20 protein-coding genes are annotated in these 19,577 nt (G+C 70.1%); 17 read left to right on the top strand and 3 right to left on the bottom strand.

From position 1 onward, the window contains the following. Nucleotides 1-88: 88 nt before the first annotated feature. Nucleotides 89-1,399: a replication-associated recombination protein A gene (locus ACFY2X_RS39170; protein WP_389948145.1), complete on the top strand. Its 1,311-nt coding sequence runs from the start codon at nt 89-91 to the stop codon at nt 1,397-1,399. Here the strand turns inward: ACFY2X_RS39170 and ACFY2X_RS39165 are convergent. Beyond that, nucleotides 1,396-2,028 carry a TetR/AcrR family transcriptional regulator gene (locus tag ACFY2X_RS39165; protein ID WP_389948144.1) on the bottom strand — a complete coding sequence of 211 codons (633 nt, stop codon included), beginning with the start codon at nt 2,026-2,028 and terminating at the stop codon, nt 1,396-1,398. The two genes, ACFY2X_RS39170 and ACFY2X_RS39165, sit on opposite strands and share 4 nt — an antisense overlap. 78 nt (nt 2,029-2,106) lie before the next feature. Here ACFY2X_RS39165 and ACFY2X_RS39160 point away from each other — a divergent pair, with 78 nt between their 5' ends. The 9 genes from ACFY2X_RS39160 to ACFY2X_RS39120 all read left to right on the top strand — a co-directional run bounded on the left by ACFY2X_RS39160 (nt 2,107) and on the right by ACFY2X_RS39120 (nt 10,792). Next, nucleotides 2,107-3,003: a hypothetical protein gene (locus tag ACFY2X_RS39160; RefSeq protein ID WP_389948143.1), complete on the top strand. Its 897-nt coding sequence runs from the start codon at nt 2,107-2,109 to the stop codon at nt 3,001-3,003. A 49-nt stretch (nt 3,004-3,052) separates the two neighbouring features. Then, on the top strand, nt 3,053-4,399 hold the full coding sequence (locus ACFY2X_RS39155; RefSeq protein ID WP_389948142.1) for a methyltransferase family protein: 1,347 nt from the start codon (nt 3,053-3,055) through the stop codon (nt 4,397-4,399). A gap of 87 nt (nt 4,400-4,486) precedes the next feature. Next, the gene (locus ACFY2X_RS39150; protein ID WP_389948141.1) at nt 4,487-4,885 is read left to right on the top strand and encodes a DUF948 domain-containing protein; all 399 of its coding nucleotides are present in this window, start codon (nt 4,487-4,489) and stop codon (nt 4,883-4,885) included. Further along, nucleotides 4,882-5,136 carry a hypothetical protein gene (locus ACFY2X_RS39145; protein WP_389948140.1) on the top strand — a complete coding sequence of 85 codons (255 nt, stop codon included), beginning with the start codon at nt 4,882-4,884 and terminating at the stop codon, nt 5,134-5,136. The genes ACFY2X_RS39150 and ACFY2X_RS39145 overlap by 4 nt, the downstream gene beginning before the upstream one ends. Nucleotide 5,137: 1 nt before the next feature. After that, entirely contained in the window at nt 5,138-7,807 is a 2,670-nt protein-coding gene (gene alaS, locus ACFY2X_RS39140) for an alanine--tRNA ligase (RefSeq protein WP_389948139.1), read from the top strand. Nucleotides 7,808-7,856: 49 nt separating this feature from the next. Further along, on the top strand, nt 7,857-8,354 hold the full coding sequence (gene ruvX / locus ACFY2X_RS39135; RefSeq protein WP_389948138.1) for a Holliday junction resolvase RuvX: 498 nt from the start codon (nt 7,857-7,859) through the stop codon (nt 8,352-8,354). Further along, entirely contained in the window at nt 8,351-8,647 is a 297-nt protein-coding gene (locus ACFY2X_RS39130; RefSeq protein WP_389948137.1) for an endolytic transglycosylase MltG, read from the top strand. Before ruvX ends, ACFY2X_RS39130 begins: the two co-directional genes overlap by 4 nt. Before the next feature lie 163 nt (nt 8,648-8,810). Then, on the top strand, nt 8,811-9,968 hold the full coding sequence (gene mltG / locus ACFY2X_RS39125; RefSeq protein ID WP_389948136.1) for an endolytic transglycosylase MltG: 1,158 nt from the start codon (nt 8,811-8,813) through the stop codon (nt 9,966-9,968). Continuing rightward, the gene (locus ACFY2X_RS39120) at nt 9,968-10,792 is read left to right on the top strand and encodes a shikimate dehydrogenase (RefSeq protein ID WP_389948236.1); all 825 of its coding nucleotides are present in this window, start codon (nt 9,968-9,970) and stop codon (nt 10,790-10,792) included. The genes mltG and ACFY2X_RS39120 overlap by 1 nt, the downstream gene beginning before the upstream one ends. Here the strand turns inward: ACFY2X_RS39120 and ACFY2X_RS39115 are convergent. Together ACFY2X_RS39115 and ACFY2X_RS39110 are read right to left on the bottom strand one after the other, a co-directional pair. Beyond that, the gene (locus tag ACFY2X_RS39115) at nt 10,767-11,732 is read right to left on the bottom strand and encodes a hypothetical protein (RefSeq protein WP_389948135.1); all 966 of its coding nucleotides are present in this window, start codon (nt 11,730-11,732) and stop codon (nt 10,767-10,769) included. The genes ACFY2X_RS39120 and ACFY2X_RS39115 overlap by 26 nt on opposite strands. Continuing rightward, nucleotides 11,729-12,097, bottom strand: coding sequence for a PadR family transcriptional regulator (locus ACFY2X_RS39110; protein ID WP_389948134.1), 369 nt, complete (start codon nt 12,095-12,097; stop codon nt 11,729-11,731). The genes ACFY2X_RS39115 and ACFY2X_RS39110 overlap by 4 nt, the downstream gene beginning before the upstream one ends. A gap of 387 nt (nt 12,098-12,484) precedes the next feature. On the opposite strand from ACFY2X_RS39110, the gene infC reads away from it, so the two are divergent. From infC to pheT, 7 genes are all read left to right on the top strand, one after another. After that, nucleotides 12,485-13,099 (top strand): translation initiation factor IF-3, encoded by a 615-nt coding sequence (gene infC / locus ACFY2X_RS39105; protein WP_389948234.1) that lies wholly within the window; start codon nt 12,485-12,487, stop codon nt 13,097-13,099. A 130-nt stretch (nt 13,100-13,229) separates the two neighbouring features. After that, nucleotides 13,230-13,424, top strand: a complete 195-nt coding sequence (gene rpmI / locus ACFY2X_RS39100; RefSeq protein ID WP_184547746.1) for a 50S ribosomal protein L35 — start codon at nt 13,230-13,232, stop codon at nt 13,422-13,424. A gap of 24 nt (nt 13,425-13,448) precedes the next feature. Continuing rightward, on the top strand, nt 13,449-13,832 hold the full coding sequence (gene rplT / locus ACFY2X_RS39095) for a 50S ribosomal protein L20 (RefSeq protein WP_389948133.1): 384 nt from the start codon (nt 13,449-13,451) through the stop codon (nt 13,830-13,832). Between the two features lie 73 nt (nt 13,833-13,905). After that, the gene (locus tag ACFY2X_RS39090; protein WP_389948132.1) at nt 13,906-14,736 is read left to right on the top strand and encodes a TrmH family RNA methyltransferase; all 831 of its coding nucleotides are present in this window, start codon (nt 13,906-13,908) and stop codon (nt 14,734-14,736) included. 51 nt (nt 14,737-14,787) lie between these two features. After that, nucleotides 14,788-15,870 (top strand): ATP-binding protein, encoded by a 1,083-nt coding sequence (locus tag ACFY2X_RS39085; protein ID WP_389948131.1) that lies wholly within the window; start codon nt 14,788-14,790, stop codon nt 15,868-15,870. Between the two features lie 119 nt (nt 15,871-15,989). Further along, nucleotides 15,990-17,039, top strand: a complete 1,050-nt coding sequence (gene pheS / locus ACFY2X_RS39080; RefSeq protein ID WP_389948232.1) for a phenylalanine--tRNA ligase subunit alpha — start codon at nt 15,990-15,992, stop codon at nt 17,037-17,039. Continuing rightward, the gene (pheT, locus tag ACFY2X_RS39075) at nt 17,039-19,555 is read left to right on the top strand and encodes a phenylalanine--tRNA ligase subunit beta (protein ID WP_389948130.1); all 2,517 of its coding nucleotides are present in this window, start codon (nt 17,039-17,041) and stop codon (nt 19,553-19,555) included. Before pheS ends, pheT begins: the two co-directional genes overlap by 1 nt. Nucleotides 19,556-19,577: the final 22 nt, after the last annotated feature.

Below are 19,577 nucleotides of genomic sequence, written 5' to 3'. Positions count from 1 at the left end.
CACCCTCCCCGGATCCCATGCCTTCCGAAGCCCGCCGGAGACGAGCACCGTGGACCTGAGGCGTTTTGCGTGACGGTACTGTCTGATCGTGGACAGCCTGTTCGATTCGGTGGCGGAGGAAGCCCAGCGCGGCCACGAGCCTCTGGCGGTGCGGATGCGCCCGCGCGGCCTGGACGAGGTGATCGGCCAGCGTCATCTGCTGGGCCCCGGAACGCCGCTGCGCAGGCTCGTCGAGGCCGAGGCCCCGATGTCGCTTTTCCTGTGGGGGCCGCCGGGCACCGGTAAGACCACCCTCGCCTACGTGGTCGCGGGCGTCACCAAGCGCCGCTTCGTCGAGGTCTCGGCGGTTTCGGCGGGGGTTAAGGAGGTTCGCGCGGCCATCGACCAGGCCCGGCGCGAGCTGGGCATGTCCGGCCGCCAGACCGTGCTGTTCGTGGACGAGGTGCACCGCTTCAACAAGGCCCAGCAGGACGCCCTGCTGCCCGCGGTGGAGAACCGCTGGGTCACCTTCATCGGCGCCACCACCGAGAACCCGTTCTTCTCCGTCATCTCGCCGCTGCTGTCACGCTCGCTGCTGCTGACCCTGGAGTCGCTGTCGGAAGAGGACATCCGGGCGGTGCTGGAGCGCGCCGTCGCCGACCCCCGAGGCCTGGACGGCAAGGTGCGGCTGGCGCCCGAGGCGGCCGAGCACCTGGTACGGCTGGCAGGGGGAGACGCCCGCAGGTCGCTCACCTACCTGGAGGCCGCCGCGCTCATCGCCGACGAGGAGATCACCGTCGAGGTGGTGGAGCGCGCGGTGGACAAGGCGGCCGTCCGCTACGACCGTCAGGGCGACCAGCACTACGACGTGATCAGCGGTTTCATCAAGAGCATGCGTGGCTCCGACGCCGACGCCGCGCTGCACTACCTCGCCCGGATGATCGAGGCGGGGGAGGACCCCCGGTTCATCGCCCGCAGGATCGTCATCTTCGCCTCGGAAGACGTCGGCATGGCGGACCCGACGTGCCTGCAGGTCGCCGTGGCCGCGGCCCAGGCGGTGGAGTTCATCGGCCTGCCCGAGGGGCGGATCAACCTGGCCCAGGCGGTCATCCACTGCGCGCTGGCGCCCAAGTCCAACGCGGTGATCAGCGCTGTCGACGCGGCCTCGGAGGACGTACGGCGCGGCAACATCGGCCACGTCCCGAACCACCTGCGCGACGCCCACTACCCCGGGGCCAGGAAGCTCGGTCACGGCAACGGCTACAAATACCCCCACGACTTCGAGCACGGCCTGGTCCGCCAGGGCTACGCCCCAGAAGAGCTCCGCGACCGCCGTTACTACCAGCCCACCCGGCACGGCGCCGAGGCGACCTTCGCCGACCGCTGGTCCAAGATCCGCTCGTTCCTCCGCGGCGGCTAACCCTCTTCGAGCTTCTTCGCACGGCGGCGCGGGAACCGTACGGTCAGGAACTTGGCCCGGGGGGCGACGCGACCGGCCAGGTCGAACAGGGCCTCGGTGCGGGAGCGGTCGGCGTCGAGATGGGTGAACATGTTGACGCCGAGATAGAAGGTGATCGCGGCGTAGGCCAGGTCGCGGGGGGGCAGAAGCCTGGCCAGGGGTGAGCCGCCGATCACCCGCTCCAAGGTCTCCTCGACGAAGTCGATCCACGGGTCCGACCGTTTGACGATCTCCTCGCGGAGTTCCGGCCGGGCGATGCTCGCTCCCACGAGCTCGGAGAAGAGCGTGATGTGCCCGCCCTCCAGGTCTGCCCGGTAGATCGCGTTGGCGACCTCGATCAGCTCCTCCAGTGTCCGGGCCCCTGACACGGCCTCCCGGTAGGCGGCCATCCGCTGCTCCGACGAGCGGTCCAGCGCGGCCAGCAACAGCGGATCCACACCCCCGAAGTGGTAGAAGACCAGTGCCGAGTTGACCCCCGCCTCCTTGGCGATGCTGCGGGCGCTGGTCCCGGCGTATCCCTCGGTCCGCAGGATCTCCGACGCGGCCTCGATCAACCGCTCGCGGGTCTCCGCGCCTGCCTGCTTGCTCACTCGAACCCCCTTGCCGTGCCGTCGCGCTAATCATACGGTTTAATCAAGTGATTAAATCGACTGATGAAGGGATCCTCTATGCCTGACACGCCTGAGCCCCTCCCTGATCGCCGGCATCAGCGCATGGCGCGGGTCATCGTCGCCGGGATGCTGGTCGCACTGTTCGCCGCGTTCCTGCTTTATCGGGTTCTGCATGCCGGGCATCTGGAGCAGACGGCGCTGTTCTATGTCGGCATCCCCGCCGTCATCGCGGTCACCGTCGTGCTCACCGCCAAGCCCCGGAGCGCCACCGGGATGATCATGGCGACGATGACCGTCGGACTCGCCCTCGCCGGACCGCTGCTCGGCGAGGGGATCGTCTGCCTGGTCATGTCGGCGCCGCTGTTCTACTTCGTCGGCCTGCTGATCGGTCTTGTCGCCGACGCCGTCCGCGACCGCGGGACGAACGCCTTCGTCGTCCCGGTGCTGCTCCTGGCGGCGATCGGCGGTGGCGCGGAGGTGACCGGGCCGTCCCGCGCGGGCGAGGCGACCGCGACCCGCGCGATCACCGGGGTGGACGTGGAGAAGGCCCTCGCCGCCGCCCCCGGGTTCGGGCCGATCGAGTCGCCCTTCCTGAAGCTGGGCTTCCCCCGGCCGGTGCGCGCCGAGGGTGAAGGCCTGGAGGTCGGCGCCCTGAGGGAGATCACCTTCACCCCGCGCCGTTCCCTGGGCATCGGCGCCGTCGCCGAGCCCCGCTCGATGACCCTGCGGGTCGAGAAGCGGGCTCCGGGACGTGTCACGTTCGCGGTGGTCCGCGACACGACCGTGGCCCGCTGGCTCGACCTGCGGGAGGCGGAGTTCGCCTGGACCGAGGGCCGGCTCGCCGTGACCCTGCGCTACCGCCGCACCTTCGACCCCGGCTGGTATTTCGGTCCCCTCCAGCGGTACGCCGTCGGCGAGGCGGCCGACTATCTCGCCGCGACGTTCACCCGTTGACCTCCTCCTCGGGACCGGTGCCCGAGGTCTCCTCGCTCAAGGAGTTTCGATGAACGCGACGAGTCTCCTGGCGCCGGCGGGGGTGCTTCGGGCGACGGGCGATCCCGCGCTGATCCGCGGGCTGGCGATCATGGTCCCGGCGCTCGCCGTCGTGGCCGCGGCCGCCCGGGCGAGGCCCTCGGAACGGGACATCGCCGCCGCGATCCTCGCCACGGGCTGGAACCTGCTGGCGCTGATCGCCGTGAACACACTCGCCCTGTCCGCGGGGTGGTGGGAGTTCCATGCGGAGGGAGCCGTCGTGTACGGCATGCCGGTGGACCTGCTGCTGGGCTGGGCGCTGCTCTGGGGCGCGCTGCCCGTCCTGGCGACCCGGCCACGGCGGACGTCCGGGCGGGACGGCACCGGGCCGGGCGGGGAGGGCGAGGCCGCGGGCGGGGCCTGGACCGTGCCGCTGCCGCTCACCGCGGCGGTGCCGGCCTGGTTCGACCTGGCCCTGATGCCGCGGGGCGAGCCGGTCGTCGTCCTCGGCGGCGACTGGCTCGTCGGAGAGTCGGTGGCGATCGTCACCTGCCTGGTCCCCGGCCTGTTCCTGGCCCGCTGGACGGTCGCGGGCACGTGTCTCCGGGTCAGGGCGGGGTTCCAGATCGTCCTGGCGGGCGGGCTGGGGCTGGCCCTGCCCGTCCTGCTGACCGGTGTGTGGCGGCAGCCGGTGTGGGTTCTCGGCCTCCTCGCCCAGGTGCTGGCCGTACCGATGATCTTCGGGGTGACCGCGGTTCGGGAGTTCGCGACCGTGGGAGGGGGCACGCCGCTGCCGTACGACCCGCCGCGCCGCCTGGTGACCACCGGGCCTTACGCCTACGTCCGCAACCCGATGCAGGTCTCGATGGCCGCGGGTTACCTCGTCCTCGCTCCGTTCGACCCGGTCTTCCTCGGCGCGGCGGCGGTCGCCGCCGCCTACGGCGCGGGACTGGCGGCCTGGCACGAGGGAGAGCAGCTCGCCCGGCGCTTCGGCGCGGAGTGGCGGGACTACCACCGCGCGGTGCGGCCGTGGGTACCGCGTCTGCGGCCGGTCATGCCCCCGGCGTCGGTCTACGTGACGCGCACCTGCGGCCCGTCGGGCTCCGCGTGCTGGCGGCCGAGGAGCACCCGGAAGGGCTGCGCCGGATCACCTACGAAGGCGCGGACGGCCGCACCGCCCAGGGGGTGGCCGCGATCGCGCACGTCCTCACGCATATTCATCTGGGCTGGGCGCTGGCCGGATGGCTGCTCATGGTTCCCGGGATCACCTGGTTCGCGCAACTCTGCGTGGACGCCTTCGGCGGCGGCCCGCGCACGCCCGCCGAGACGGTGTGACAGACGACGCGGTGGACGCGTGGCCGTGGATGTGGTGCGGTAAGCGCGGGCAAGCGGTGTCCGGCACGGTAGGGTTTTGCCATTCCACCCGACCTGGGCCGGGGTCACCTATGAGGGGACGGATCCGCACATGCTTACCGCGGGAGAGGTCGCGGGCCTGATCGTCGCCATGTTCTGGGCCATCCTGGTCTGCTTCCTGGCGATGGTCCTGGTCAAGCTGGCACGGTTGCTCACCGAGACCACCAAGATGGTCTCGGAGCTGGGCGATCGCGTGGTGCCGTTGCTGGAGGACGTCACGGTCACCGTCAGCGAGACCAACCGCCAGCTGGTCGCCGTCGAGGCCATCGCCAAAGACGTCAAGCAGGTCAGCGGGCATGTGGCCAAGGTCAGCGATGTCGCCCAGACCCTGGTCACCGGGCCGCTGATCAAGCTCGCGGCGCTGAGCCACGGCATCCAGCAGGCTCTGAGCGCCCGAAGGGGCATGCGCGGCAGTTCGGCTCCCCGCGTGCTGGAGGGGCGGCGGCGATGATCCGGCGTCTGTTCTACATGTCCCTGGGCGCGTTCGGCGCAGTGTGGGTCATGCGTAAGCTGCAGACATTGCATCCGAATCACCTGGCCCGGCGGGCCGTGCGCGGCGCCGCCGGAGTCCTGGAGCAGATGAGGGATTTCGCCGGCGACACCCTGGAGGGCGCGGCGAAGCGGGAAACCGAGTTGCGCTCCAGATTCGGACTCGACACTGTGGAAAACACCTATCACTACGACGTAAAGGATGGCCGCTGACATGGAGTCGGCAGAGATCGCCCGCCGCTTCCTGCGCTTCTTCGAGGAGCGTGGGCACACCGTCGTGCCCTCGGCCAGCCTGATCGCGGAGGACCCCACTCTGCTGCTGGTCAACGCGGGCATGGTGCCGTTCAAGCCCTACTTCCTGGGCCAGCAGAAGCCGCCCTACAAGCGCGCGACCAGCGCCCAGAAGTGCGTGCGCACCCTCGACATCGACGAGGTCGGCAAGACGACCAGGCACGCCAGCTTCTTCCAGATGCTCGGCAACTTCTCCTTCGGCGACTACTTCAAGGAGCAGGCGATCCCGTTCGCCTGGGAGCTGCTGACCAGCTCCGAGTCCGACGGCGGCTTCGGCTTCCCCGAGGAGAAGCTGTGGGTCACCGTCTACCTCGACGACGACGAGGCCATCGAGATCTGGAAGAAGACCGGCGTCCCCGCCGAGCGCATCCAGCGCCGTGACCTGGCCGACAACTACTGGCACATGGGCGTCCCCGGACCGGGTGGCCCCTGCAGCGAGATCTACTACGACCGCGGCCCGGAGTACGGCCGTGAGGGCGGCCCCGTCGCCGACGAGACCCGCTACCTTGAGGTCTGGAACAACGTCTTCATGCAGTTCCAGCTCGGCACGGTCCGCAGCAAGATCGACTTCGACGTCGTGGGCGAGCTGCCCGCCAAGAGCGTCGACACCGGCATGGGCCTGGAGCGCATGGCGGCGATCCTGCAGGGCGTCGACAACATCTACGAGATCGACACGACCTACAAGATCCTCGACAAGGCCGCTGATCTCACCAAGTCGCGTTACGGCCGCGACGCCCGCGCCGACGTGTCGCTGCGCGTGGTCGCCGACCACGTGCGCACCGGCGTCATGCTGGTCGCCGACGGCGTGCTCCCCTCCAACGAGGGCCGCGGCTACGTGCTGCGCCGTATGCTGCGCCGCTCCATCCGCAACCTGCGCCTGCTCGGCTCGGGCGAGGAGCGCTACATGCACGAGCTCACCCAGACCGCCATCGACGTCATGGGCGAGCAGTACCCCGAGCTCAAGGTCGACGCCCCGCAGATCCACGGCGTGATCGACGCCGAGGAGGCGTCCTTCCTGGGCACGCTCCGCACCGGTACCGCGATCTTCGACGTGGCCGTCGAGGAGACCAAGCGCAAGGGCGCGACCACGCTCGCCGGCGAGCAGGCCTTCCAGCTTCACGACACCTACGGCTTCCCGATCGACCTGACCCTGGAGATGGCCTCCGAGCAGGGGCTGAAGGTCGACGAAGAGGGCTTCCGCCGGTTGATGAAGGAGCAGCGCGAGCGGGCCAAGGCCGACGCCGCCGCCAAGAAGACCGGCAACGCCGACATCTCGGTCTTCGGTCAGATCCTGGAGAAGACCGGCAAGGTCGACTTCCTCGGCTACGACCAGGTGACCGCCGAGTCTCAGGTCGTCGGCATCCTCGTCGACGGGGCCTCGGTTCCGGCGGCGGGCGCCGGCAGCACGGTCGAGCTCGTGCTGAGCCGTACCCCGTTCTACGCCGAGGGCGGTGGCCAGCTCGCCGACCAGGGCGTCATCCGTACCGACGGGGCCGAGGTCGAGGTCGTGGACGTGCAGTCCCCGGTCGGCGGTGTCATCGTGCACCGGGGCAAGGTCCGGCTCGGTGAGGTCCGGGTGGGCGACCAGGCCCAGGCCGAGATCGACATCGAGCGGCGCCGCGCCATCTCCCGCAGCCACACCGCCACGCACCTGGTGCACCGCGGCTTCCGCAACGCGCTGGGCGAGACGGCGGCGCAGGCCGGTTCGGAGAACTCGCCCGGCCGGTTCCGCTTCGACTTCACCTCCGCCGGCGCCGTGCCGCCCAGCGTGCTGCGCGACGTCGAAGACGAGGTCAACGCCGTCCTGATCAACGACCTCAAGGTCAACGCCTTCCACACCTCCCAGGCCGAGGCCCGGGCGATGGGCGCGCTGGCCCTGTTCGGCGAGAAGTATGGTGAGACCGTCCGCATCGTCGAGGTGGGCGACTACTCCCGCGAGCTCTGCGGAGGCACCCACGTCGCGAGTTCCGGCCAGCTCGGTCTGGTCAAGGTGCTGGGCGAGGCCTCGATCGGCGCGGGCGTGCGCCGGGTGGAGGCCCTGGTAGGCCTGGACGCCTTCCGCTTCCTGGCCCGCGAGAGCGTGCTCGTCGCCCAGCTGTCGGAGCAGCTCAAGGCCCGCCGCGAGGAACTGCCCGAGCGGATCGAGGGCATCGTCACCCGGCTGCGCGCCGCGGAGAAGGAGCTGGACAAGCTCCGTTCCGCCCAGGTGCTCGCGATAGCGGGCGAACTGGCCGCGGGCGCCCGTGACCTGCACGGCGTCTCCGTCGTGACACACCGTGCGCCTGATGGAACCTCCGCCGACGACCTGCGTAAGCTCGCACTCGACGTGCGCGGCAGATTCCCGGCCGACCGCGCGGCGGTCGTCGTCGTCGCCGGTGTTCCCGGTGACCGGCCCGTCGTCGTGGCCGTGGTCAACGAGGCGGGGCGCGGGCAGGGCCTGAAGGCGGGCAGCCTCGTCGGCGTCGCCGCCAAGGCGCTCGGCGGTGGCGGCGGCGGCAAGGACGACGTCGCCCAGGGCGGTGGAGCCCGTCCCGAGGCGATCGACGAGGCGCTTGACGCCGTCAGGCAGGCGATCGCGCAGACGCTCGCTTGATGACGGACGCCTGCGAGCCGTACGTGACTCGGGGGCGGAGACGATGACGATGAGAAACGGTGTTCGACTGGGTGTCGACGTCGGCTCGGTCCGCATCGGCGTGGCCCGTAGTGACCCCTCCGGGTTGCTGGCCACGCCGGTGGAGACCGTACGGCGCGGCAGAGGCGACCTGGACCGGCTCGCGGAGCTCGCGGCCGAATACGAGGTCGTCGAGATCGTGGTCGGCCTGCCGACCTCGCTGTCCGGGCGCGAGGGGCAGGCCGCCGAGGCGGCCCGTGACTTCGCCGCCCGGATCTCCCGGCGGCTGGCGGCCGTCCCGGTGCGGCTTTTCGACGAGAGGCTGACCACGGTCACCGCCCAGCAGGGCCTGAGGGCCAGCGGGGTGAGGGCCAAGAACCAGCGCGGCGTGGTGGACCAGGCGGCGGCTGTCGTGCTGCTCCAGGCCGCCCTGGACGCCGAGCGTGCCACCGGCAGGCCGCCGGGGAAGGCCCTGGAACCGCCGGACGAGCAGTCCGGCGCGGAGCCGGGCGGCGGGGCCGCTCGGTGAACCGCCTGCGGCAGGTGTGCCTGTCGGCGGACGTGCTCGCGGCCGTGGAGGAAGGTTGCGAGCAGGCGACCACCGAGCTTGATTCGGAGAGGCGGGCCGGCGGTGGCCTGCCGCCCGGGCCCGTCACGAACCCGGGTCAGAAGGCGCTCGCCGCAGCTCTTTGTCCAGATCAAGGCGATTGGTTGTGGTTTGTCACTACGGACCCGGAGCATAGAATCACGAAATTCACCGAGGGAGAGAGTGAGTTCGTGAGATACCGGGAAGAGCTAAATACGTACCTCGGGACGCGTTGATGCCCGGCGGAACACCCCCCGTTCCGCCGCACGCGGCGACCTGCAGTGGCAGGCCGAGGGAAGGCGCCCGGCAAACCGGGACGTTTGGCCCGGTGTCCTCGTTCGGTTTGGCATCCCCACTTGACGCCAGGCCGCCCCTACCGGGAGATTGGCCAGCGCATCTATGAACGATCTCGATATGGACTTCCTGGTCGGCGCCGAAGACGACGGTCCGTCGCGGCGCAGGTCCCGTGCATCCTCCGGACGCCGCGGACGCCGTAGGAAACGGCGCCGCAACCGGGGCGGCTTCCTCGCCCCGATGCTCGCGGTCATCATCCTGGTGGGCGGCCTCGGCGCCGGTGGCTACTACGGTTACACCTGGCTGCGCGATGTGATGATTCCCGACGACTACGCGGGGCAGGGCTCCGGCGAGGTCGTCGTGGAGATCAAGGACGGGCAGAGCGCCTCCGACGTCGCGCGGACCCTGGAGGAGCAGGGCGTGGTGAAGAGCGCCCGGGCGTTCGCCAACGCCATCGCCGACGCCGGCAAGAGCTCCTCCCTGCAACCGGGCGAATATCCCATGCGCAAGCAGATGGCGGCCGCCGAGGCGGTCAAGCTGCTCGACCCGGTCAACCGGCTCCTGAAGAGGGTGACCCTCAAGGAAGGGCTGCGCCTGTCCGACACGCTGGTGACGCTCGCCAAGGCGACCCGCAAGCCGCTCAAGGAGTTCCAGCAGGCCTCCAAGAACGCCAAGGCGCTCGGCCTGCCCGCCTTCGCGAAGGGAAACCTGGAGGGCTACGCCTTCCCGGCCACCTACGACATCACGCCCAAGATGACGCCCGCCGACATCCTGGCCGCGATGGTCGAGCGCTTCAACCAGACCGCCGAGAAGGAGAACCTGGCGCGGGCGGCGAAGAAACTCCGCCGTACTCCGCACGAGATCATGACGATCGCCAGCATCGTCCAGGCCGAGTCCGGCAACGTCGAGGACATGGGCAAGGTCGCCCGCGTCATCTACAACCGCCTCGACGGCAACCCCGAACGCAAGCTGGAGATGGACAGCACGGTGATGTACGGGCTGGGCAAGTACGGCATCGCGTCGACCAACGCGGACCTCGACAGCCCCTCGCCCTACAACACCTACAAGCGGCTGGGCCTGCCCCCGGGCCCCATCGCCAACCCCGGTGACCACGCCATCCAGGCGGCGCTCAATCCGACCAAGGGCGACTGGATCTGGTTCGTGACCACCGATCCCAAGCGCGGCATCACCAAGTTCACCGCGTCCGAGGCCGAGCACCTGCGGCTGAAGGCGGAGTTCGAGAAGAACCAGGCGGGCGGATGATGAAGGCGGCGGTGCTCGGGTCGCCCATCGTCCACTCGCTCTCGCCCTACCTGCACCGCGCCGCCTACGAGGGCCTCGGCCTGTACGACTGGCGCTACGAGGCGATCGAGTGCGACGAGGAACGGCTTCCCGGCCTGATCGGCGGGCTCGGTCCCGGGTGGGCGGGACTATCGCTGACCATGCCGCTCAAGCGGGCCGTGCTGCCGCTGCTGGACACGGTCTCCGACCTCGCGGTCAAGGTGGGCGGGGCCAACACCGTGGTCTTCCGCGACGGCGCGCGACACGGTGACAACACCGACGTCTATGGCATCGTCCAGGCGCTGGCCGAGGCGGGGGCCCCGCCTCCGCGCGCGGCGACGATCCTGGGTGGCGGGGCGACGGCGGCCTCCGCGCTGGCCGCCCTGCGAGAGCTGGGTCTGACCGGGGCGACCCTGGTGGTCCGTGACCCGGCCAGGGCCGGGGAGACCGCCGAGGTGGCCGAGCGGCTCGGCATGAGCCTGCCGGTGCAGACCTTCGACAAGCTCGACACCGCCCTGGACGTGGACCTGGTCGTCTCGACCCTGCCCTCCGGCGCCGCCGACGGCTTCGCCGGCCTGGTGGCCAGGGTGCCCGTGGTCTTCGACGTGGTCTACTCACCGTGGCCCACTCACCTGGCCGCCACGGTGGCGGCCAGGGGCGGCGTCGTGATCGGGGGCTTCCCCATGCTCCTGCACCAGGCGGTCCGGCAGGTCGAGATGATGACCGGCCGGACCGACGTTCCGGTGGAGGCGATGCGCGCGGCGGGCAAGGCCGAGATCGTCAGACGAGCCGCTCCGGAGAACTGACCGTCCCCGAACCGTAGGGCTGGAAGCCTCGCCGGGCGACGATGAACAGGACGCTGACGAGCAGCACCTCCACCAGGGCGAGGGGCCACCTGCCGTCGAAGGCGTAGGTGATCGGGAGGTTGCCGTACAGCAAGAGCGGGATCGGGGCCAGGAGCAGGATCGCCCGCTGCCCGACCGGAGTGTGGCTGCCGGCACCGCAGGCCATGGCCAACAGGGCCGGGGTGAGCAGGGCGCTGGCGTAGTCGTCGGGCGACCAGCCGTACCACAGGGCCGTCGTCGCCGCTAGCGTCGCCGCGCTGACCATGGACCAGCGCAGCAGCTTCCGGTGGCCGATGAGCTCCGCGCCCTTGGCGGGGCATGGCGCGACGGTCAGCAGAAGGGCCACGATCAGTCCGGGCAGGGCGCTGAGCGTCTCGTCGGCCAAGGTGGGCACGGCAAAGGGATAGGCGCTCGCCCCGCCCATCTGCTCGACCAGGTTCGCGGTCGCCACGGCGGTGGCGATGGGGCTCGCGAGCCCCAAGATCCATGCCAAGGCCGCCGCGGTCCAGCGCAGGCCTCGCAGGGCGAGCCCCACGATCAGGGCCTCCGGCAGGAGGTCGACAAAACCCAGCAGGTTGTACGCGGAGAAATCCGGATCGATCGGCCAGAGCAGCGTGACCGAGTTGCCGATCTGCGGGATGAGCAGGCAGAGCGGGGCGACGATCGCGGCGACGTTCAGGGCGTCGCGCCAGTGGGCGGCGGACGCGGGGCCGAGAAAGCGCTGGAGGTGGATGATGAGACCGCCCCGGACCAGGTCGAACGCGTCGCGCGGATCCGGATATCGCTGGCCGGGCCTCGCCCCGGCGAGCATCACCCCGATCATCTCCTCCTCGTGCATCGCCCTGTGATCACGGGGGTAGCAGGCCAGGAGCCTGCGGTAACGCGCCTCCAGAGGGGTCACGCCGTACCTCCGGAGAGGCCGTGGCGAAACAGCATTCCCCCGGCCAGGCGGGCACGCAGGCGGGTGGAGGCCGCCTCGGCGTTCCGGCGCAGCCGTTCGGCCTCGGCGGCCAGGCGGGTGCCGCCCTCCTCGGTCAGCCGGTAGTAGCGCCGCACGCGGCCGTCCACGATCTCCTCGCGGTCGGCGGCGATGAGGCCTTCGGACTGGAGGCGGTCGAGGGCGGCGTAGAGGGTTCCCGCGCGCAGGCGCACCCGGCCGCCGGAGATCTCCTGGACGTCGGCGATCACCCCGTAGCCGTGCTGGGGCCCCTCGGCGAGGGCCGTGAGGATCAGGAACGTGGGTTCCTGCATCGATCGTTCGCTCATACCGTCTTTATATATCGATCATCGGCTTATGGCGCAACGGGTAAGCCGAACATCACCGTGGAGGGGGTGTCGCGGGAATGATTCGGTCGGGGTATGCGGTTGTGGTAATGTAACTAATCGATCGGTCCGGCATGCCTGCTGGACGCGCAAGCGGAGGCTCGCCTCCCACCTGGTCGACCGAAAGGTTGGCAGGTCAAGGATCACACCGGATGACTCCGGGGAGTTCGCGACAGGAAAGTCGGCGAGCTCATGTGGCCCCGCATGCGCGACGTGCGGGGCATTTCGCGTTCGGCGCCCTTGAAGGGTTCCCGTCCTGTGATCTCCCGGCACGGTCGAGTATGTGGCAGCCGCCGCGGAACCGCGGCGGATCGCAACCTAGGAGGCCCCATCAGCGCCGAGCCCCGCATCAACGACCGTATTCGCGTCCCCGAGGTCCGCCTCGTCGGCCCGAACGGCGAACAGGTTGGCATCGTCTCCATCGGCGATGCTCTGAAGCTGGCTCAGGAGGCCGACCTCGACCTCGTGGAGGTCGCGGCTACGGCTCGCCCGCCCGTGTGCAAGCTCATGGACTACGGAAAGTTCAAGTACGAGTCCGCGATGAAGGCACGTGAGGCGCGGCGTAACCAGGCGTACACGATCATCAAGGAGATCAAGCTCCGACCGAAGATCGACCCGCACGACTACGAGACCAAGAAGGGTCACGTGGTGCGGTTCCTCAAGGCCGGGGACAAGGTCAAGGTCACGATCATGTTCCGTGGGCGGGAGCAGTCCCGGCCCGAGCTGGGCTTCCGGCTCCTGCAGCGGCTGGCGGAGGATGTCACGGAGCTCGGCTTCGTGGAGTCCCAGCCCAAGCAGGACGGCCGAAACATGATCATGGTGATCGGCCCGCACAAGAAGAAGGCTGAGGCCAAGGCCGAAAGGGCAGCGGCCAAGGCGCGGCGTGAGGACTCCCCGGAGGACCAGGCACACGTCGACGACGAGGTGGCCGCTCCGCAGGAGTGACTCGCATAGCCTGGACCGTCAGGCAGTCGCGAGATTAAGCCGAGACCGGGTCCGGTCTCGCAGTCAGGCATGCCCTTGACTCGGGTTACCGGCCCGGGACATCGGCACGATCGAGGGAGAGACGGCTGAGATGCCGAAGATGAAGACGCACAGCGGTGCGAAGAAGCGATTCCGGCTCACCGGTTCCGGCAAGCTTGTGCGCCGTCGGGCCAACCGCGCTCACTACAACGAGTGGAAGTCGTCCAAGTTGACGCGTCGTCTCAAGCCTGAGGTCGTGCTCTCCGATGCCGACTCCAAGAAGATCAAGAAGCTGCTCGCTAAGTAACGGCCCCCGGGGAGATAGATACACATGGCACGCGTGAAGCGGGCGATCAACGCCAAGAAGAAGCGCAAGGTCGTTCTCGAGCGGGCGACGGGCTACCGGGGCCAGCGGTCCAGGCTGTACCGCAAGGCCAAGGAGCAGATGCTCCACTCGATGACCTACGCCTACCGCGACCGCAAGGACCGCAAGGGCACCTTCCGCCGTCTTTGGATTCAGCGCATCAACGCCGCTGCCCGTCAGAACGGCATCACCTACAACCGGCTCATCCAGGGTCTCCGGCTGGCCTCCATCGAGGTCGACCGCAAGATCCTCGCTGACCTCGCCGTCAACGACGCCGCCACGTTCGCGACGCTGGTCGAGGCGGCCAAGAAGGCGCTTCCGGCCGACGTGAACGCGCCGGTCGCCAGCTGAGTCAGGCACTGACGAGCGTGCGGCCCACAGCGATCACGCTGTGGGCCGCATTCGCATTCTTGGGGGAGCAGGCATGGCGGGATCTGAGCTGACCAACATCAAGTCGCCACGGGTCAAGGCCGCACGGCGGCTGACCAAACGGGCCTTCAGGGACCGCGACCGTTCCTTCCTCGCGGAGGGGCCTCAGGCGGTGCGCGAGGCGCTGGCGCTGGACGGCGTGGTGGTAGAGCTGTTCGCCACGGCCGAGGCCGAGCTGCGGCACGCCGAGATCGTCACCGCCGTCACCGCCGCCGGGGTGCCCCTGTACCGGGCCAGTGGCGAGGTCATGGCCGAGCTCGCCCAGACCGTCACCCCGCAGGGGCTGCTGGCCGTGTGCCGGTTCGTGCACGTGCCCCTCGACAGGGCCGTCACCGCCGATGCCAGGCTGGTGGCCGTGCTGGCCCACGTCCGCGACCCGGGCAACGCCGGGACGGTGCTGCGCACCGCCGACGCGGCGGGTGCCGACGCGGTGGTCTTCACCGACGCCTCGGTGGACCCCTACAACGGCAAGTGCGTCCGGGCCAGCGCGGGGAGCCTGTTCCACCTCCCGGTCACCACGGGGACGCCTGCGGCGCAGGCCGTACAGAAGCTGAAGGACGCCGGGTTGCGGGTGCTCGCCGCCGACGGCGCGGGCAAGCAGACGCTGGACGACGTGGACCTGTCCGGGCCGACCGCGTGGATTTTCGGCAACGAGGCGTGGGGGCTGCCGGAGGACATCCTGCGGCTGGCCGACGAAGTGGTCCGGGTGCCGATCTACGGAAGGGCCGAGAGCCTCAACCTCGCGACCGCGGCCGCGGTGTGTCTGTACGCATCTGCCCGATCTCAGCGGACCGGTTCCCAGCCCCCCGCTCCGGGGCTGCCGTAGAACGCGAGAAACCCGCTATTGTCGGCCTTGTAGCGTCGAGGAGGCGGGGTCGTGCACGGCGAACACACCGACGAGCGGAGCACTGATTCCGCCTGTGTGATCGACGTAAATGATCTTCCTGACGGTCTCGTCGTGACCGACCGGGACGGCCACGTGCTGACCGTCAACCGGGCCGCGAGCCGCCTCACCGGGGTCGCTCGCGACCAGGCCGTCGGACGGCACCTGCGAGATGTGTTCTCCTTCCGCGACCACGACGGGCGCGACTGGTGGAAGTGGTTCGACCCCTACGGCGGGCTGCCCACGCGCAGCCGTCAGCCCGAGCTGCCGCTGCGCACCCCCGGGGGCCAGGAGATGCTCGTGGCCGCCCGCCTGGTGCGCAGACCGGAGCGGGGCGGCGAGGTCGTCCGGGTGGTGATCACCCTGCGCGACGCGGGCGCCCGCGCCCGGCTGGAGCGCAGCCGCGCCGACCTGGTCTCCACCGTCGCCCACGAGCTCCGTTCCCCGCTGACCAGCGTCAAGGGGTTCACCGCGACCCTGCTGTCCAAGTGGGCCCGCTTCACCGACAACCAGAAGCTGGTCATGCTGGAGACGGTCAACGCCGACGCCGACCGGGTGACCCGGCTGATCACCGAGCTGCTCGACGTGTCCCGCATCGAGTCCGGGCGGCTGGAGATCCACCGCCAGGTGGTCGACATCCCCGCCAGGGCCCGCAAGGTCATCGCCGGGCGGGTCGCGGCGGGGGAGCCGGAGGAGCGTTTCCGGCTGGAGGTGCGGGGCGAGCTGCCCGAGACCTGGCTCGATCAGGACAAGATCGATCAGGTTCTGGCCAACCTGCTGGAAAACGCGGTGCGTCATGGGCGCGGTACGGTGACAATAGTCGTCGAACCGAACGAATGGGGAGTGACCGTGTCCGTCCGTGACCAGGGAGAGGGCATCCCGCCCGAGCTGGCCACGCGCGTGTTCCGGCAGTTCTGGCGGGGCAACGCCCGCCGTCGCGGTGGCACCGGGCTCGGCCTGTTCATCGTCAAGGGCCTGATCGAGGCCCATGGCGGCACCATCTCCGTGCAGCGGGGGCCCGAAGGCGGGGCCGAGTTTCGATTTATGGTGCCCACCGGCACCCCTGACTTCGCCTGAGCGTGAATGCCAGCCCGGTGGGCTCTCCCGACTAGACTCGTGGCCGCTTAAGCCCTGGATTCGGAGCTCTCTTGTCTAACTACGACCCGGTTGAGGTGACCCCGCTGCACGCCGATGAAATGGCGCGCATGCAGGCCGACGCGCTCGACGCCATCAAGGCGGCGCGCGACCTCGACGAACTGAAGCAAGTACGGCTCGCGCACGCCGGTGACCGCTCGCCGATCGCCCTGGCCAACCGCGAGATCGGGGCGCTGCCCCCGGCCGCGCGCGCCGAGGCGGGCAAGCGCATCGGCGGCGCCCGCAAGGCCGTCGCCGAGGCCCTCGGCGAGCGTCAGGCCCAGCTTGAGGCCGAGCGCGACGAGCGTGTCCTCGTCGAGGAGACCGTCGACGTGACGCTGCCCGCCGACCGCGCCCCGCGCGGCGCCCGGCACCCGCTGACCACGCTGCAGGAGCACATCGCCGACGCGTTCGTCGCGATGGGCTACGAGGTGGCCGAGGGGCCCGAGCTGGAAGGCGAGTGGTTCAACTTCGACGCGCTGAACATCTCGCCCGATCACCCGGCGCGTTCGGAGCACGACACCTTCTTCGTGGAGTCCGTCGAGTCGGGCAAGGTGCTGCGCACGCAGACCTCGCCGGTGCAGATCCGGGCCCTGCTCAGCCGTGAGCTCCCGGTTTACGTGATCTCACCCGGGAAGGTGTTCCGCACCGACGAGCTCGACGCGACCCACACTCCGGTCTTCCACCAGGTCGAGGGGCTGGCGATCGACGAGGGCCTGACCATGGCCCACCTCAAGGGCACCCTGGACCGTTTCGCCGAGGTCATGTTCGGCGAGGGCATCACCACGCGGTTCCGGCCGAACTACTTCCCGTTCACCGAGCCGTCGGCCGAGATGGACCTGAAGTGCTTCGTGTGCCGCGGCACCTCCGCGGTGCCGGGCAACCCGCACTGCCGCACCTGCAAGTCCGAGGGCTGGATCGAGTGGGGCGGCTGCGGAATGGTCAACCCGCGGGTGCTCATCGCCTGCGGTGTCGACCCCGGCCGCTACAGCGGTTTCGCTTTCGGCATGGGCATCGAGCGCACGCTGATGTTCCGCCACAACGTCGAGGACATGCGCGACATGGTCGAGGGAGACGTCCGCTTCACGCTCCCGTTCGGGATGGAGGTCTGATGAAGGTCCCGCTTTCATGGCTGCGGGAGTACGTCGATCTCCCCGCCGTCACCGCTCACGAGATCGCCGAGAAGCTCACCGCGGCCGGGCTCAAGCTGGAGGCCATCACCTCCTACGGCCACGACGTCAAGAACGTGGTCGTCGGCGAGGTGCTCTCCATCGAGGAGCTGGAGGGCTTCAAGAAGCCCATCCGGCACTGCCAGGTCGAGGTGGGGGAGGCCGCGCCGCGTCAGATCGTCTGCGGTGCGACCAACTTCGTCGTCGGCGACCGGGTGCCGGTCGTGCTGCCCGGGGGCGTGCTGCCCGGCGGGTTCGAGGTCGGCGCGCGCAAGACCTACGGGCGGATGTCCGAGGGCATGATCTGCTCGGAGCGCGAGCTCGGCCTGAGCGACGAGCACGACGGCATCATGGTGCTGGCCGAGGGCACCCCGATCGGGGCCGACGTGGTCGAGCTGCTCGGCCTGCGCGACGACGTGATCGAGCTGGAGATCACCCCGGACATCGGCTACGCCCTGTCCATCCGCGGGGTGGCCCGGGAGGTCGCCACCGCCTTCGGCGCGACCTTCCTCGATCCGGCCGACGTCTCCCCGCCCGCCGAGTCCGGTCCGTCCTATCCGGCCTCCATCGCCGACCCCGGCGCGTGCGACCGCTTCGTGCTGCGTGAGATCCACGGCTTCGACCCGTCGGCGAAGAGCCCGCTGTGGATGCGGGCACGCCTCGCGCGGGCCGGCGTGCGCCCGATCTCGCTGGCGGTGGACGTCACCAACTACGTGATGCTGGAGCTCGGCCAGCCCCTGCACGCCTTCGACGCCGCGAAGCTGACCGGCGAGATCGTCGTGCGCCGGGCCAAGCCCGATGAGACGCTGGAGACGCTCGACCACGTCGTGCGCAAGCTCCACCCGGAAGACATCCTGATCACCGATCAGTCGGGTGTGATCTCGATGGCCGGGACCATGGGCGGTCTGGAGACCGAGATCTCCGACCAGTCCACCGACATCGTGATCGAGGCCGCGCACTTCTCCGCCAGCGGCATCGCGCGGATGTCCCGCCGCCACAACCTGGTCAGCGAGGCGTCCAAACGGTTCGAGCGGGGCGTCGACCGGGAACTCCCGCTGTACGCGTCCTGGCGCGCGGCCCAGCTCCTGGCCGAGCTGGGCGGCGGCACGATCCAGCCGGGTGTCACCCACGCCGCGGTCGAGATCGAGCCCGTCCGCATCTCCATCCCGAGCGGTCACCCCGGCAAGGTCGCCGGCATCGAATACGACCGCGAGACCGTGATCCGCTGCCTGGAGCAGGTCGGCTGCACGGTCGTCAGCGGTGCGGTCGCCCCCGGTGACGAGATGGCCGCGAAGCTCGCGGTCGCCGGCGAGGACATGCTGACGGTCACCCCGCCCACGTGGCGGCCCGACCTGACCGACCCCAACGACCTCGCCGAGGAGGTCATCCGGCTTGAGGGCTATGAGAAGCTGCCCTCGATCCTGCCGGCCGCCCCGGCGGGCGCCGGTCTCACCGAAGGCCAGCGGCTGCGCCGCAGGGTCGGCAGGGCGCTGGCCGCCTCCGGCTACGTCGAGATCCTCGCCTACCCGTTCGTCGGCGAGCGCGACCTCGACAACCTGCAGCTGCCCGCGGACGACGCTCGCCGCCTGGCCGTACGGCTGGCCAACCCGCTCAGCGAGGACGAACCGCTGATGCGGACCACGCTGTTGCCTGGCCTGCTCAAGACGCTGGTCCGCAACGTGGGCCGGGGCTTCGGCGACGTGGCGCTGTTCGAGATGGGCCTGGTCTACCGGCCGTCACAGGGGGCGCCCGCGACCGCACCGGTGCTCGGTGTGGACCGCAGGCCCAGCGAGGTGGAGCTCAACTCGATCGAGTCGGCGCTGCCCGCCCAGCCGCTGCGGGTCGGCGCCGTGCTGGCCGGGGAGTTCGAGCGGTCCGGCTGGTGGGGCAAGGGCCGCGCGGGCAGCTGGGCGGACGCCATCGAGGCGGCCCGTACGGTGGCCCGCGAGGCCGGGGTCACCCTCGACGTTCGCGCCGACCGGCACGAGCCCTGGCACCCGGGCCGCTGCGCCGCGCTGTACGCCGGGGACGTGCTCCTCGGCCACGCCGGTGAGCTGCACCCGCGTGTCATCGAGGCGTACGGCCTGCCCCCGCGCACCAGCGCGATGGAGCTGGAGCTGGCCCGGCTGGAGCCGCTGATGGCGGGTCCGGCGCAGGCCCCCTCGATCTCCGCCTACCCGATCGCCACCCAGGACGTCGCGCTCATCGTCGACGCCTCCGTCCCGGTGGCCGTGGTGGAGGCGGCGCTGCGCGAGGGCGCTGGCGATCTGCTGGAGTCGATCAGGCTGTTCGACGTCTACACCGGGACCCAGGTCGAAGAGGGCAAGAAGTCCCTGGCCTACTCCTTGCGGTTCCGGGCATCGGACCGGACGCTGACCGTCGAGGAGACCACCGCGGCCCGTGACGCGGCCGTGGCCCTGGCCGGTGAACGCACCGGAGCCCAGCTCCGCGGCGTCTGATCGACATGTGAGATCGATACGT

Source organism: Streptosporangium sp. NPDC000396 (assembly GCF_042898655.1).
Taxonomy (GTDB): Bacteria; Actinomycetota; Actinomycetes; order Streptosporangiales; family Streptosporangiaceae; genus Streptosporangium.
This window is presented reverse-complemented; position numbering and strand designations above follow the sequence as displayed.